The following is a 15,004-nucleotide window of genomic DNA, read 5'->3' as shown; positions in this document are numbered from 1 at the left end:
CTATTCTAATTCATTTCAGATTTTGACGTATTACTCCTGCTGCAGCCAGTTCCACTTTTCATCTTTCCAAAAAATGAATCCGCCGCCGCACGCCTCAGCCATGTGAACGAACAAGGCATCGTATGTGAGGACGACCCTTTCATCTTCTGGAACGTCACTCAGACTTCTCCAATCATCCGTATAGTTTGAAAAGAGGGTGTCTCCAGCCGGTATCGCCTTAAAAACTCCTACCCAGGAGAAATCCGTCGTTTGGATCGTTTCGCCTCCGTCTTCTACAATGTTAATCAAGGCTGTATCTGATTGATAGTCAACAACGAGTAGCTTGTGCTCATCTCCAATCGTTGCAATCAATGCGGTGTCTTGAATCCCATCTCCATAGAAATCTCCAAAGACAAACGGATCTTCAAGAACAGGGGAGGGCAAGTATCCGTGCTCCTTCAGAATACTGGCAACTCCGTAAGAATAGCTAACTCTTTCAACCGTGTCGCTCACTTCAAAACTTGCAAAGTACTCCGCGCAGAAATCCTGTTTGTCGCTTTCTCCGATATAGGTCTCCTGACAGTAGTCTTGATAACCTGATACTTCGATTTTACCATCCATATCGGCATCGCCGATGTACTTCAGGTCTAAAGGATTGATTTCACCAACGTATTCAATTTGATTGTCTGAATACTGAAAGAACCAATGAACAGGTGGTTCCGGACGATTATTCAACTCAACCCGATAGAAGGTGCCTTGTCGAGTGTTGAACTTGTGCGTTTCATCTAGCTTAAAACGTTCGCCTTCAAACTCATAAAATTCATCCCGAAAGGTCAGTACAACTGAATCGCCAACTATGATCGATAGACTTCTATAGAGACCAAGTTCTTCGGGGTCTGTCTTCTCACCAAATTGAAACTCGACCTGCTCGTCCATTACGGTGCGAATGGTATTTTCAGGTAGAGATTCTGAAACTGCGGCATCAGCATGTTCCACAGTTTCTGTGTTCGAATGCTCTTTAGATGAACAAGAACTGAGGGTGAGAATCGACAGTAATAGGAGAAGAGTGACTTTCATAGCGTGAAGTTGTGCTTCCTTTCAAAGATAGACGAAGGCACAGAAATGCTTGCTTATTCTTTTCGAATCACTTTTCGCCACACGTATTCCAACGGGCCTTGCTCGTGCCTACTGAGCCATAATGCACTAAATAGAATGTTGAAAGCGTAGATTCCGAAAGCAATTAGAATCGTGGTTGAGGGCTGTAATTTCCCGTAAAATCCCAGTCCGTAAGAATAGAAGATACCAACACTAAGTATCGATTGAATGAAGTAGTTGGTCAACGCCATTCGACCAGTATCTCCAATAAGCTTTCCGAATAAGGGTGTCAATCGGTACACACCCACGGCAAGTATCATGTACGCTACCGCTTGGAGTGTTTCTACCGTCACATTCAACGAAATCAAGATGGGTCGCCACCCCGGCTCTGCGTCGAGATCAAACGACCCAAAGAAGTCAGACCTATTGTACAAGAACACGAGACATCCCGCTATGACGATGCTCGCTACAACGTAATGCTTCAAGCCAATGTTGGCTACGGCCGACCGCAATCCACGTTTCGCAAACGCAAAACCCAAAAAGAACAGTCCAAATGATTTAGAGACATACATCACGAGATTCTCGGGAATAAACCACTCGAATTCTGCCATTCTCAACCTGAAAACCTCACCGTAACTTCCATTCTGAAAGACTTCCAAGAAGCCATCAAGGTCTGTCTGTATAGTGCCATGCGCTGCCGGGAAATCAAAGTAGACCATACCTACGGCGTAAAGCGGACGGAAATAAAGGAAGAGTAAACCTATTGCGACTAGCACTCCACGTTTCAATTTGAGAAAAGGGAGAATCAACAAGCCCAACAAGCCGTATGAGAAGAGTATATCGCCTAGCCAAAAACCGAGAATGTGTATGGCTCCAAAGAGCATCAATACAGCCATTCGCTTGGAGTGGTATACTGGAAATTGAGCTCCCTTCTTCGAGAATTGCATCGCAATCCCAATTCCGAATAGAAAAGAGTAAATGAACATGAATTTCCCTGCCGAAGTGAAATTCATCCACTCCAAGTAGTGAATTTGATCAGGCGGAAACGAAAAGTAAAACTCGCCGTAGTAAGCGTAGGGAGCGTGAAATACGAATATGTTGACAAGGATAATCCCACAGAGGGCAAATCCGCGTACAAAGTCCAATTCGTGAATTCTTCCCACCTCTTATCCGTTTGATAATGCGACAATCAAGCTGGTGACGAACTGCATCAGGGCAACGGGTGCCCAAATACGCTCGATCTTACTTCGTGTAATTGTATTCAGCACAGTTGATATCAATCCCAATGCAACTACTACCTAAATGCCGATGTGCGAAAAGGACTGAAACGCCGGTATTGCCAGATCTGCCTCAGCCAATACTATGAGGGCAAGAAATGCAAGGAAGAACATGTTGATGATGGCCACTCGACGCATCTTCGGGGGATAAACTCCGGGATATTTCCCTCCCATAGAAGCTGCGCCCCACGGTGCGCCCGCAGCCAGACTAGCCTGGAACAGAATAATTATTCCAGCGAGTATCGTGTAGAGGATTGCTGCTGTTTGTACCGACATGTCTTACTCTTCCTTGTCAAAGTACAATTTATAATAGCTGCGGCCATCCGCATCCTGACCTCGCTCGATCAAACTTCGGTCGCCATGCACATAGATATGAAAGTTCTTATCCAACTTGATGATACCCTTAAAGTTACCGGCGTGCTTCTTCGCAACTGAATTCACCATCGAGAAGGATTCGGGAACGGCAACACCGCTTTCAGCTGCAAAGTCGTTCTTGTGAGACCTGAACGAATCGATTACATCGGGGTCAACAAGCACGGCGCTTTCGTATTCAGCCTGACTAAACTGGTCCGTTTCGTTGAAGTACTCCATTGAGCGCTTCATCAGATCAACTTCATCCACCTTCGTCATTTCAAACTCAGCCGGCATTCGCTTAGTTACAAATTCCTTCGTGCTAGCAATGATTTCAGAGGTGAAGTTGGCCGCTGCCGAAGCTGGCTTGGCGTTGATAAATTGATGTGTCCAGAACTCCGACTCACGTTGATCACTATCGAGAATGAGTACCGTAGGCTCGATTCCATCTTTCAGGATTAAGCAGGCTTTGTCGGGTTTCTGAGTTCCGATTCCTGAACGAATGGAAATGTTACCGGTGGAATCAATGCTGAGGATACGCTGACGTGCATCAAACTTGAATATACCAATGGCATCTGCCGGCATGTCGTCGTATTGAATATCTGTGAACTTGGCGATGAGGATATCGCCAGGCTTGATGTTAGGATGGGAGGAAACATCGCGCAAATGCGGATTGACAACCTCTGAGAATGCGCGTAGGTCGCCATCTTCAAACAGTGTTTTAGAAGCTTCATACAGCACATTGTACTTGAGGTCTACATTGTGGGTAAACTCAAAGCGCAGTAAATCAGCCGATTTGAAATGCTTCAGCAAGGCAGGAGTGAAGAAGTCCTGATTCTCTTGAATGATGAGGTCTGACGCTTGGTCAATCTTCTCAGGTTTGTCGCTGGTAATGAGCGCTAAAGATGAGGTGTATGCTTCCGAAATGTTCATGCGCTAAAGGTAGATTCTTTGATTGAAATCAGTTGGAATCTCAACCTTCAAAAATGGCAAGTTGCTAAGAGGTTGTTAAAAGATGGAATCGTTTTAAACCTCGGTCTAATAGGCGAATCAGAAGGTTTTATTGATAACGTCGATAGGATGTAATTGAACTCTGAGCCATCTTTGCCGTTTAGAAAGTGAGACTGAAAATTCGACGGTAGATATCCATCTCTCAAAACCGTGGAAACCGGACTCAAACAGACCCACATGAAGATTATACTTGACAAAGCGCTACTCATTTTTGCTACACTTCTAACCGTTACCCTCTCTGCACAAACGAGTTATGAAGTAACCGGACAGGTTGTTGAATCAACAGCGGGCGACCCAGTGCCTTACGCATCCGTTCTCCTCAAAGCGCCAGGAGTGGAAGAACCGTTAGCCGCTACTACTACTGGAAACGACGGTCGTTTCCGCATATCCACTTCCAAAGAAGATTTTTACGTCGAGATCAATTTCTTCGGTTACAGAACCGAGAGAATCACCGACTTCACCATTCAAAACGGAGTTATTTCGCTTGGCACGGTAAGGCTAGTTGAAGATTCGCAAACGATTGGTGAAGTGGATGTTACGGTTGAGAAGTCGTCCATGGAGTTTCAATTGGACAAGCGTGTTTTCAACGTTGGTCAGGATTTGGCCAGCACCGGAATGGGTGCGATGGACCTACTCAACAACGTTCCTTCGGTGAACGTGGACATAGAAGGGCAAATTAGCTTGAGGGGGAATTCTGGAGTCCAAATTCTCATTAACGGCAAGCCATCGGTACTTTCTGATGAAGGAAGCAACGCTCTGGGGACGCTTACTGCCGATATGATTGAAAGAGTGGAGGTAATCACCAATCCTTCAGCTAAATACGAGGCCGAAGGTTCTTCGGGAATCATCAATATCATTCTAAAGAAAGACGAGAAGAAGGGCTTTAATGGATCCGTTAGTTTGAATACGGGAATTCCTCACAATCACAGCGTGGGGGTTAGTTTGAATCGAAGAACGGAGGATTTCAACTTCTTCACACAGCTAGGCGGTGGTTATCGCTCGCTGCCGCGGTACAACGAGGCCATTAATTACGATTTAGTGGATAGCAACCGCGTTGAAAGTGAAGGTGTTGAGTATAGAAATGAGCAGTTTTTCAACATCACGATTGGTAGCGACTACTACATTGATTCGTTCAACATCATCACACTCTCTGGAAACTTTGCTTTCGAAGATGAGAGTCAGCCCTCCGAAACCAATTTCCAGGTTTTTGATGGTGACAATCAGCTTATTTCAGAATACAGAAGGGAAGAGGAGACCAGTGCGGGTAACCCTAAGTATCAGTACGATCTTCAATATGAACGTCAGTTTCGAAACCATGAAGACCACGTACTTCAGTTCAGCACACAGGGTAGTTTCTTCGGAAAATCACTTACTTCTGATTTCCAGAACGTGACACTCGAAGGGGTGTCGTTGAATCCAGATCAAAAAACGGAAACGGAGTATTTCCAACAGAACTTCATTTACAAGGTAGATTATACCAATCCGCTTACGGATGCCATCACATTGGAGGCGGGAGCTCAGTATGAATTGAATGATGTGGGGAACGACTATGCCGTGTTCAATGAAACAGCTGGTGGCGATTTCGTGCTGGATTCGGGCCTTACGAACAACTTCGAGTTTGATCAGAAGGTGCTTGGGGTATATGCTACGGGATCCTACGAAGCCACTCGCTGGGGTGTGAAAATTGGTGCGCGAATTGAGAATACCGATCTGAATACGGTGCTCACCACCACGAATGAAGTGAACACACAGAATTATACGAACCTGTTTCCATCAGCACACGTGTCGTACGAAATTACCGAGCGATTCTCACTTCAGGCGGGCTATTCCAAGCGAATCTATCGCCCGCGTTTGTGGGACCTCAACCCATTCTTCAACGTTCGCAACAACTACAACATTCGTCAGGGTAACCCCAATCTGCAACCCGAATTCGCCGATTCATACGAGTTGACCGGTATTTTCATCTTTGAGAAAGCATCGTTCAATACGAGCATTTATAACCTCTACACTACGGATGTTATTGAAAGGGTAACGGTTTTGGAGGACAACGTAAACATCACGCTACCGATGAACATCGGTACTCGTCACCAAATTGGTCTAGAAGTAAACGGTAAGTACAATCCCGTAGACTGGATGTCAATTAACGGAGATTTCAACTATGGTGTCTTTGTTCGAAATGGCGAATTTGAAGGTCAGAATTTCGATTTTGTGGGTAACCAATGGTCAACCAGCCTAACCTCTCGTTTTAAGCTCCCAGCCTCATTTGAATTTGAGATATCGGGAGACTACAACTCGTCTTACAGAACGGTTCAAGGCAACGTTTCCGGTTTTGCCTTTGCAAACTTGGGAGTTCGCAAAAAGCTTTGGGGCGGCAAGGCGGTTATTGACATGAGTATCCGCGACATCTTCGCATCACGCATTCGTGAAACCTTCGTAGACCAGCCTACATTTCAAACCTACAGCTTCTCTCAGCGCGGCCGATTCTTCACCCTTGGCTTCAGTTATAGCTTTGGAAAGGGAGAGGCGATGACGTATTCGGGGAGGAGGAGATAGATTCCCGCATTGAAGCGGGAAAGGACTCACTGCGTGAGTAAGGCACTTCGTGCAAGGCATTGCGCCATTCGGCGAAATGCAATGGCTTCGTTTGTAAGCAAAATGGGGTAACTGAACACCAAGCTTTTGGCCATCCCGAAACTGAACTTTTAAAGTTGGAGTGTAATCATTAGCATTTCTATTCTCTACAGTAGAGGTTTAGTTCCATTTAGACTTCTGTCATCTCCATTTGAATGCAGCCATTCTTGCTGACGAAGGAAGCCTTGTGCTAGGCCGCAGGCCAGCGCCTTTCGATTGCCAAAAGGGGAATCGACCTTATCCGCCCTTAGGCGGATTCTTTTCGTACCTTCCTCCAACTAACCACTACCACCATGAAGTACCTTCACCTCGGGGTCACCATCAGTGCCCTGTTTCTTTCGATTGCTTCTTTTGCGCAAGGAGAATTCAACCAAAACTTAATGCCGCTTGGCGATGTGGAGTCGTTGATTGGCAATACGGGTACCGGTGGTGTGAATTCGACCGGAGCGGTGTACTACAATCCAGCGGCGCTGACCGATTTACACGGGACAAACTTTTCATTTTCTGGGAACGCCTACTTCAGCTTTGAGTTTAAATCGGATCCCTTTGTTACTATACAGGGTGAGGAGTTGGATTTTGAAGGGTCTGCCTATCGTTCACTTCCAAGCAGCTTGATTTCCACCAAAACCTGGGGCGATTGGGCGGTTGCGTTTTCGCTTCTCATTCCAAATTCTTTCAACATTGAAGGGAAGGAGTTCTGGCAGTTGCAGAATGCTGGAAACCCATTGAATATTCAGGCCCAACATAATTTCTCGGAAGATTATTTCCTGGCGGGTTTTAGTGCCGCTCGTAGGCTAGGAAACGGATGGTCTGTAGGCGGAACCCTTACCGGACAGTATTACTACTACATGAACACGGTCGGAATCAATATTTATGCGGTAAACGACCCTAGTATTGTTTCGATTGGTTCATACCGACAAACACTTGAAAGCTATTCTCTCTACTTAAATGTGGGAATACTGAAACGATGGGAGAAATTCTCGGTCGGTTTGCGCGTCACTACACCAAGCATCAGATTAGGAGGTACAGGTGACTACTACGCATTCACCTATTCCTCGGGTAATCCATCTCAAGAAATTGATATCATTGACGCTACGGCACATAAGGTGAATCCAGTAGATTTTCGCCTCGGCTTTACGTACAAGTTCAACGAAAAGTGGTTGTGGGCGCTTGACGGTGCATACACGCTCGAAACGGAGCATAATTACTATGATGGTCAAGCTCCGATTGACGAAACATCGCCGTCTAACCTCCGCATAAGTTCTGGCGTTACCGGTTCGGTGAAGGACGGCCGCGACATATACTTCGGAATGAGTTACAACCCTTATCGCGCCACGTTGAACGGTCGTGAAGTCACACAATCGTTAGTGAGCATTACAGGAGGTTCTAGAATCAAGATTGGAAAATCGTTGAACTCGATTGGCATTTTCTACGCCATAGCGGGTTTGGAAAGTGAATTCTTTGGGGAAGATTTAGGAGGAGTTTCGGAGCAGACGTACTTCGGTATATCGGTAGGAACCACTGTTTTGTTGGATGATTAAGTGATGGCGTTTGGGTTTATCTCGCTGATATTGGGTATCTTATACCTCAATTGATCTTAACCCAACCTATTATCCGATGAAAAAGCTACTCATCCTCACTTTTGCATTGAGTTCATTCGCCGCATTCTCTCAAATTGGAATCCGTGCCGGATGGCAGAACAGCAACATGTTCTACGATGGTACTGAAACCATAGGCTCAAACCTTCATTTCTTCTACGTCGGCGCCTACAAGAATTTCGATCTCGCTTCTTCTTTCATCCAGTTCCACGCTGGTGCTGAATACACGCGTGTAGGATGGAGCGAAAACGACAATAATTACCGCAGAATCGATTGTATTAATATTCCTCTGGGTGTTCGTCTAAACTTAGGACCCATTTTCGCGCAAGGCGGCATTGGACCGAATATCGCGTTACGAGAAGAGTATTACATTGCCGGCGTTGATGTGTTAAATGACGACAATAAAATGAACACGTTCGACTGGCCTGCACACTTAGGCGTGGGCCTAGCTCTAGGTCCCCTTGTGATTGAAGCTAGGTATTACTTATCTCTGACCTCCGCCAATGATGACGGAAGAGTAGGCTTCTTACAGTTCGGTGGAGCGATTCAGTTGTAACAAAATCAAGTAAAGGCACGCTGGCACTATTGCCATTTGCTTTCGCGCATAGGCTCGGTGTCAAATTCCCTTGCTAGAGATCGTATTCTCGATTTCAGGAGGATTAATCGTCCTTCTGTAGAGTAGGCGTATACCAATTCACATCGTCCAACACGGTTGTTCCAGTTGCTTGCAAATGCTTGGGCCAACTCTTGTTTGCCCGAGAGGATTTCAGGCACGCTATGGTAATCGCGTTGGGGAATCAGCTTGAAAAGGCGAGATTTTCTTATGATAATATACCGAGGGTTGTCAACAACCTCAAGAATCTCAATTAGGCATTTAAGGAAGGATGATTTCTCATAGGTCGTACCTCCTTCCAGGTGGCATGTAACTACACCATCAGAATCTAGCTTTGTAACAACGTTGAGCTCCAGAAGCTGTGTTTTTATATGTCCGAATTGATGGAGGGTTTGCACCAGAGCTTCTCCGATCGATTCAATATCCTTCGCTATGTCGCGGTACAGCAAAAATGCCCGAAGCGTTTTGTAAGCTCTCCGACCGAAGAACAAGAGGCCTCCACCAAAGAAGAGATACACCAGTTCATCTGGGTTAGGGATAGATCGAAGGCGGACAAGGGGGCGGAGTACCTCTGTGACAAATTCTAAATAGCCAAAAATCGCCATACCAAGCGCTGCTAGCATGTTTCGAATGGTACGGCCGAAGTACAGTTGCTTTAGTTCAGGGTATGACCTCTCTTTTCTAGGGAATGGAATCTTTGCTTCTTCAACGAGAACCCCATTTGATTGAATCGCCTGTTGCCATCGATCTTTGTACGTGGAGCGCTCAGCTGCTAGGGACGTCATTCTATCGTTCTCTTGCTGAACTATTTGGTCGAAACGCCGAGAACGAAATGTATCGTTTAAGAGTCCTAAGCGATTGAAGTTATTCGAAATGATCACCTTTCCAGCATTGTTGACACCTGCAAAGGCGCGAAACCTGCGTTTTAATAAATCAATATCGGCGCCTCCCTTTTTTATCATAGGGATCCAGACAGACCAGGTGCCAAATGTTCGCCGTTTTATTTGGCGTACTCGGATTTGTCCGTATCGCTCTCCCTCTCATTTGGTTTGATGAAACATAGGAGCCAATTGTACTAGCGAGAATCAATGCGTTGATAGACGGGGCATCCCATCCTTCACCGAGCAAAGCTTGTGTGCCAATGAGTACCTCAACTTCTCCACGTTCAAAGATCTGTGTTACGATGTGTACAATGTTCTTTCGAACCGCTTGCGTAAGGCTAATGCTCACGTAATCAGTATCAAAAGGAAGAGTCTTGGCCGAGATGGAATCGGAGGCATAGTTGCTTGCTATGTCCTCGAAAGTAGGAAGAGCCGACGCGGGTAGAAATACGAGGGAACCGGAGAGGACTCCGAGTTTCGCCGTGTTCTTTGTAGATCTGCGCAGACTTTCGAAGATGGGGACAACGCCCATCTTGGTGAGTAAGAAATCGTTTGATTCCGATTTAGCTAAAAACTCTTTTCGGATATAGTCTGTGAGAATGACCATCCGGAGCTTGTCGCCAAGGGCTCGATGTTCTGTCGCTACAATTTCACCAATGCTATCGAGTTTAGTAATGCTCTTGTTGAGGAGTTCGTCAGACTTTTTGTTGTGTACAAGATTGATGGAGGTTCTCTCCAACGCACTGCACTTCCTCAATCTCGAAACTATTCTTTTCTGAAGGTCTTCATGAGCATCAAACTGCTCCTGTTTTCCAAATAGGAAAAACTGCAACAACGACTCCATCCAGAATAAATCGAGATCTGGTATTTCCTTGCGTTTGACGGCAATGATGTCCAGAGTTTCCTTCTCAATTTCAACCCCTGCATGATTCATGTAGATAATCATGGAAGAGTATGACTCTACATTCTTGAAGATTTCTTGATGCGAACTCTCTGCATCCGTGAAGAACTTATGGCTTTGAATAACCTGGAGCAATTCTTCGTCTCCGCATATTTCTTCGTAGAATTCATCGATGCGTTTCTTCCTTTCGGCCAACTCATCTGCTTCTGATTCTGTTGGCTCTGAGAAATAGACGAAATCTTGATGTGGGGCTAAATCGCCTGCGGCCACCAGTTCGGGAACCGAAATTTCCGTGTCCACAGGTCCGTTGAGTTCGAGATACCTTTTCCATTCCGCGTAGGGAACATCGTAGGGCGGGGTAGCTGTAAGCCCAACGATCACAGTATCGAGCTCGTTCTTCACATTCATCAACGACTTCCACCACGCATTCTTTAGGTGATGGGCTTCGTCAGCAATGATGGTTTGAACGCCACGTGCCTTCAGTATTTTAGGCAGGTCGATAGCGTGCGCGGCTGCTGTAGGACTTTCAATCAAATCGCCTTCTTCTTCGGGAAGGCCTCGATAAACGGCGTGCAGCGCTTGGTACGTGGCTACGGTGAGGAACTTCGGCGCTTTAATGTCGTGAGAAATCCAATCCGGTACTTCAGATGTTTGCAAGAAGAGCTCGCAGAACCTATGAATCCACTGATTTCGTATGGCGATACTCGGAGCGAGAATGAGCGTAGGTTTATTCAACCGGAGCATCACTTCTAAACCGAGAATTGTTTTGCCAGATCCTGGTGGAGCGATAAGGTGCAGATGGTCGTCAGACAAATGAGTCTCAAGCTCGGCTAGGACACGACTTTGGTAATCGCGCCATGGATATTTGAATTGAATGGAATCCGGGAATTTTTCCAATGCAAGAGAGAATTTGGGTGAAGATATGCAATGCCTCTAGTGTTGACAACACAACGAGTGGTGAGAAGCCGTTGCTTAACGCCTTTGTTCTCTAACTCCCGCATGGGCTCCACCGCGCGGGATTCCTTTGTTCCTTCGGAACCGTTGTCTTTAGGCCTTCCGAACCTCTTTTTCTCGGGGGTCCTAACCTCGCCCCCTATGGCGAAGTTCTATTTTTCGTTCACAACAGTAACTATTCTCATGGGGACAATCGGTGGATGTCTGGTGGACAATTCGTGGACAATTCACTCCTTAGGCGAATGCCCCAAAATCTCATTAATGTCTTTGTTGAGATTCGGAAGCTTTGATTGTTTCTGTGTAACTTGAGACCGGGGAGGGGTTTAAAGCCCCACTCGAGGAAGTACCTTTAAAGCTGGAGCGTAAAGCCCAAAGCCTGAAGCCCAAAGCCCAAAGCCCAAAGCCTAAAGCCTGAAGCCTAAAGCCCAAAGCCCAAAGCCCAAAGCCTAAAGCCTGAAGCCTAAAGCCCAAAGCCTGAAGCCTAAAGCCTAAAGCCTAAAGCCTAAAGCCCAAAGCCTGAAGCCTAAAGCCCAAAGCCTAAAGCCTAAAGCCCAAAGCCTGAAGCCTGAAGCCTGAAGCCTGAAGCCCAAAGCCTGAAGCCCAAAGCCTGAAGCCTGAAGCCTAAAGCCTCTGACTCCCGAATCGGCTTCGCCTCGCGGGACTCCCCCTTCCAGTCGGAACCTCCAACCCTCTAACCCTCTAACCCTCTAACTTTCTAATCCTCCAACCTCCATGCTTCCCAACATCAACCACTACCTTCAATCCGGCTGCGGACGTTGCGCACGATACGACACCCCCGACTGCTCTGTGGCGCTGTGGAGAGATGTTATGGTTGAACTGAGAAGAATTGTGGCGACCTCTCCTTTGAAAGAGGAGTTTAAATGGAAGCATCCATGTTATACGTATAATGGGAAGAATGTGGTTTTGCTAGGGGCGTTTAGAGAATTCGGGCATATCAACTTCATCAATGGGGTATTACTAGAAGATCCAAAGGGTCTATTGATTCAGCCAACAGAGAATTCACAGGCGGGTAGAACCATTCGGTTCACGAAAGTGGAGGATGTACTCAAGGCCGAAAGCGCTATTCTCGCGCTGATTGATGAAGCAATTGAGGTTGAGAAGAGCGGCAAGAAGGTTCAGTATAAATCCACAGAGGAATTTGACGTACCTGAGGAGCTCACGCAAAAGTTTGCGGAGTTCCCTGAGTTTAAACGAGCTTTTGAGTCGCTTACACCAGGTCGACAACGCGGTTGGCTATTGCACTTTGGCGGAGCAAAGCAGTCGAAAACCCGAACTTCAAGAATCGATAAAGCGGTTGAAAAGATTTTTTCTGGAAAAGGGTGGAATGAACGCTAGTTCGAGAAAATCTTTACGAGCCAAAGAATGAGGTAGAGCCCTAAACCAGCTCCGAAAATCAGTACGCTCACCACAAAGGCTATTCGGATTACCCCGACATCCCAACCGAGTTTGTGGCTTAGCCATTCGCATACTCCTAGAATCATGGTATCAAAGTTTTGTTCACCAATAAGATAAGAAGAATCACAATGCGTTATTCTCCTTCCTCGATAAGCACATTCAATTTACTCCGTAGCTCTGCTAAATCGCGAGTATCATAACTCTGAGTAGAAGCATAGTCGATTGCCTTTTCAACAACCGCGAGCGCTTCGTTGTATCTACTCAGCTTCATCAAGATATTCGCATGACTGAGGTAGGCAAAGTAAGCTTGTTCTCCCGTTTCAGCTCTTGGACAATACGCATTTGCTAGTTCTAGTACTTGTGTGTCAGTTGAGTATCTGTTGACCGAACCAGCGATAGTCATCAAGAGCATTCTATCGGCCATATCAATGGACGGAACCAATTCATTCATGTAATTCAAGACCTCATCCTTCGAACCAAATCGTAGCAGATATTCGAGTTTGCTCGTCTCTTCGAAATTCGTGTTGTACCGAATCATCGTCACTCTTCCGTCTAGTTCGTAATACTTTAGCATCGAGGGGACATCCTCATTTTCAAGGAAGTCCATGATATCGATGTACCTCAGTTCATTTGAGTCATTCAATGCCCGTTTCGAATCATTTATAGCCGCCATGTAGATCTTATGGTCTACCGCCTCTTTGGGATAGTGCGCATAAACACTACTCCTATGAGCTATCAACGCTTGAAATGCTGGAGATTCAAAGTGGATAACTTGATCTCGGAAAAAGAACATGAACTCATAGACGAAGACTGCGCCCGAATCGCTGGCTAGTTCATCCTTTGACAAAGAGGAGATGTATGCATCGACTACCTCTTCATTTTTAGAATTGGCATCATACAGAGCATAAGCGAAATCTCGTAAAAAGCTCTTTTCCCGATTTCCGGCGTCGAATTGAGCCTGCAAAGCATTTAGTCCTTGCTCCTCGTTGGCTGCAACTTTGCCTGCTGTGATAAATTTTTCGGATGAGAAGCGTCCGATAATTTTATGGACCGTTTCTCCTTCAGGATTCAGAAACATGAAGGTGGGATGTGTGCGGACACCATACTTCCGGTTGATTTCCATTCCTTCCTCTTCAAGAGTGTTTACCTCTTTTACGAGATAGCTGGTGTTGTAATATTGAATTACTGCGGAATCAGTGAAAACATCGCGCTCCATCAATCTACACGCTCCGCATCCGTCGTAGTGGAAGTAGAGCATAATTGATTTTTGAGAAGCCTTGGCGTCCTCAAGTAGATCTGAGTATGTGCCGGAATAATAGTGGAGTGTGTCAGATGCGGAGGAAATAAATGCAACCAACGTGAAGCTTAGAGAGAGAATAAACTTGAACATGAGAGTATCGTTTGCAGAAAGATAATGACTTTAAAAGAGAAGCGCCGCACTTTGAATGCGGCGCTCTTATTTAAAACTGATATTCCAAGTGGACATACGTTTGTCGCCAACGGGATTCGAAGAAGTCAGTATCGAGAATGTTCGTCATTCCTCCTTGATATCTCACCCCAACGTGAATAGGTCCAAGTTCGACCCCAACGCCGGCTTGCCATGAAGTGGCCGTTGAGTTATAGGTGTCAAGCACATCAATATCTCCCACTTCAGCATAGATCGGGAAGTGAAATACAGGTCCTGTATTGATGTCAAACATCAAGAATTTCCAGCCCAAATTGAGCGGTACATCAATTCGATTGTGAATCGTATTCAAATCTGATCCAGTTCTCAAACTTTGAAATACCACCTCTGGCTGTACATACAGGAAGAGAATCTTTGCGCGTGCAAATCCACCCAATTGGTAGGAAATTCCAGCGTCACTTGTTTCATTTCCAAGTCGCACGTTAGAGGCGCCAACGCCAAAAGCTGGACCGTATGTTAGCATTTGTGAGTAGCCTAATGTGCTGATGGCCAGTAGTGCAACGAGAGCGGAAATCTTTTTCATAGTCGGTTGTTTGAGGTTTAGAAACCTGAATGTACGACTTTTCCGAGCCATCCAAAATAAAAAAGGCGGTCCGAAAACCGCCTTCACACAAATTCTTCTCTGCCATGAATTGAGAGGAGCAGAGAGTGAAGTATTTAACAGTGCTTAATACTACAGTTGTAAAATTAACGCGTTCTATTGACATATCGTTGGGTGACAAGGCCATAGTTTTTAAAAAGCAGGTCTGACTGAGTTAACGGCAAATGCTGAAGTTCCTAGTTTTAGAGTGCTGTTAATCAGCGCTTTGTGCTTAAAGTTTTGGTGTGGACC

12 protein-coding genes are annotated in these 15,004 nt (G+C 45.8%); 4 read left to right on the top strand and 8 right to left on the bottom strand.

From position 1 onward, the window contains the following. Window positions 1-30: 30 nt before the first annotated feature. The 3 genes from F8C67_RS08850 to F8C67_RS08835 all read right to left on the bottom strand — a co-directional run bounded on the left by F8C67_RS08850 (window position 31) and on the right by F8C67_RS08835 (window position 3,635). Complete coding sequence (locus tag F8C67_RS08850) at window positions 31-1,056, bottom strand: hypothetical protein (RefSeq protein ID WP_151667478.1); 1,026 nt, start codon at window positions 1,054-1,056, stop codon at window positions 31-33. Between the two features lie 53 nt (window positions 1,057-1,109). After that, a complete protein-coding gene (locus tag F8C67_RS08845; protein WP_151667477.1) occupies window positions 1,110-2,237 on the bottom strand; it encodes a DUF418 domain-containing protein in 1,128 nt (375 codons plus the stop codon). A 393-nt stretch (window positions 2,238-2,630) separates the two neighbouring features. Next, window positions 2,631-3,635, bottom strand: a complete 1,005-nt coding sequence (locus tag F8C67_RS08835) for a nucleoid-associated protein (RefSeq protein WP_151667475.1) — start codon at window positions 3,633-3,635, stop codon at window positions 2,631-2,633. A gap of 255 nt (window positions 3,636-3,890) precedes the next feature. Between F8C67_RS08835 and F8C67_RS08830 the strand changes: the two genes are divergently transcribed. The 3 genes from F8C67_RS08830 (at window position 3,891) to F8C67_RS08820 (ending at window position 8,498) form a co-directional block, all read left to right on the top strand. Next, the gene (locus tag F8C67_RS08830) at window positions 3,891-6,266 is read left to right on the top strand and encodes an outer membrane beta-barrel family protein (protein WP_151667474.1); all 2,376 of its coding nucleotides are present in this window, start codon (window positions 3,891-3,893) and stop codon (window positions 6,264-6,266) included. A 371-nt stretch (window positions 6,267-6,637) separates the two neighbouring features. After that, window positions 6,638-7,885, top strand: coding sequence for a hypothetical protein (locus F8C67_RS08825; protein WP_151667473.1), 1,248 nt, complete (start codon window positions 6,638-6,640; stop codon window positions 7,883-7,885). 76 nt (window positions 7,886-7,961) lie between these two features. Continuing rightward, complete coding sequence (locus F8C67_RS08820) at window positions 7,962-8,498, top strand: outer membrane beta-barrel protein (RefSeq protein WP_151667472.1); 537 nt, start codon at window positions 7,962-7,964, stop codon at window positions 8,496-8,498. A gap of 26 nt (window positions 8,499-8,524) precedes the next feature. On the opposite strand, the gene F8C67_RS08815 is transcribed toward F8C67_RS08820, so the two are convergent. Further along, a complete protein-coding gene (locus tag F8C67_RS08815) occupies window positions 8,525-9,517 on the bottom strand; it encodes a hypothetical protein (protein WP_151667471.1) in 993 nt (330 codons plus the stop codon). After that, window positions 9,489-11,234, bottom strand: coding sequence for a DEAD/DEAH box helicase family protein (locus tag F8C67_RS08810; protein ID WP_151667470.1), 1,746 nt, complete (start codon window positions 11,232-11,234; stop codon window positions 9,489-9,491). Before F8C67_RS08810 ends, F8C67_RS08815 begins: the two co-directional genes overlap by 29 nt. Window positions 11,235-12,023: 789 nt before the next feature. On the opposite strand from F8C67_RS08810, the gene F8C67_RS08795 reads away from it, so the two are divergent. Continuing rightward, window positions 12,024-12,647, top strand: a complete 624-nt coding sequence (locus tag F8C67_RS08795; RefSeq protein WP_151667468.1) for a YdeI/OmpD-associated family protein — start codon at window positions 12,024-12,026, stop codon at window positions 12,645-12,647. Here the strand turns inward: F8C67_RS08795 and F8C67_RS08790 are convergent. The 3 genes from F8C67_RS08790 to F8C67_RS08780 all read right to left on the bottom strand — a co-directional run bounded on the left by F8C67_RS08790 (window position 12,644) and on the right by F8C67_RS08780 (window position 14,695). Then, window positions 12,644-12,793, bottom strand: a complete 150-nt coding sequence (locus F8C67_RS08790) for a PspC domain-containing protein (protein WP_151667467.1) — start codon at window positions 12,791-12,793, stop codon at window positions 12,644-12,646. The two genes, F8C67_RS08795 and F8C67_RS08790, sit on opposite strands and share 4 nt — an antisense overlap. A 47-nt stretch (window positions 12,794-12,840) precedes the next feature. Then, entirely contained in the window at window positions 12,841-14,097 is a 1,257-nt protein-coding gene (locus F8C67_RS08785; RefSeq protein WP_151667466.1) for a thioredoxin family protein, read from the bottom strand. A gap of 70 nt (window positions 14,098-14,167) precedes the next feature. Further along, window positions 14,168-14,695, bottom strand: coding sequence for a hypothetical protein (locus F8C67_RS08780; RefSeq protein WP_151667465.1), 528 nt, complete (start codon window positions 14,693-14,695; stop codon window positions 14,168-14,170). Between the last annotated feature and the right edge of the window lie 309 nt (window positions 14,696-15,004).

This window comes from Phaeocystidibacter luteus (assembly GCF_008933115.1).
Classification (GTDB): domain Bacteria; phylum Bacteroidota; class Bacteroidia; order Flavobacteriales; family Schleiferiaceae; genus Phaeocystidibacter; species Phaeocystidibacter luteus.
The sequence above is the reverse complement of the archived record's forward strand: the minus strand, read 5'-3'. Positions and strand labels throughout refer to the sequence as shown.

Excerpts from the sequence above, each read along its gene's own strand:
- F8C67_RS08815 (WP_151667471.1), bottom strand. The coding sequence starts at position 9,517 with ATGATAAAAAAGGGAGGCGCCGATATTGATTTATTAAAACGCAGGTTT.
- F8C67_RS08790 (WP_151667467.1), bottom strand. The coding sequence starts at position 12,793 with ATGATTCTAGGAGTATGCGAATGGCTAAGCCACAAACTCGGTTGGGAT.
- F8C67_RS08785 (WP_151667466.1), bottom strand. The coding sequence starts at position 14,097 with ATGTTCAAGTTTATTCTCTCTCTAAGCTTCACGTTGGTTGCATTTATT.
- F8C67_RS08835 (WP_151667475.1), bottom strand. The coding sequence starts at position 3,635 with ATGAACATTTCGGAAGCATACACCTCATCTTTAGCGCTCATTACCAGC.
- F8C67_RS08820 (WP_151667472.1), top strand. The coding sequence starts at position 7,962 with ATGAAAAAGCTACTCATCCTCACTTTTGCATTGAGTTCATTCGCCGCA.
- F8C67_RS08830 (WP_151667474.1), top strand. The coding sequence starts at position 3,891 with ATGAAGATTATACTTGACAAAGCGCTACTCATTTTTGCTACACTTCTA.
- F8C67_RS08825 (WP_151667473.1), top strand. The coding sequence starts at position 6,638 with ATGAAGTACCTTCACCTCGGGGTCACCATCAGTGCCCTGTTTCTTTCG.
- F8C67_RS08850 (WP_151667478.1), bottom strand. The coding sequence starts at position 1,056 with ATGAAAGTCACTCTTCTCCTATTACTGTCGATTCTCACCCTCAGTTCT.
- F8C67_RS08795 (WP_151667468.1), top strand. The coding sequence starts at position 12,024 with ATGCTTCCCAACATCAACCACTACCTTCAATCCGGCTGCGGACGTTGC.
- F8C67_RS08780 (WP_151667465.1), bottom strand. The coding sequence starts at position 14,695 with ATGAAAAAGATTTCCGCTCTCGTTGCACTACTGGCCATCAGCACATTA.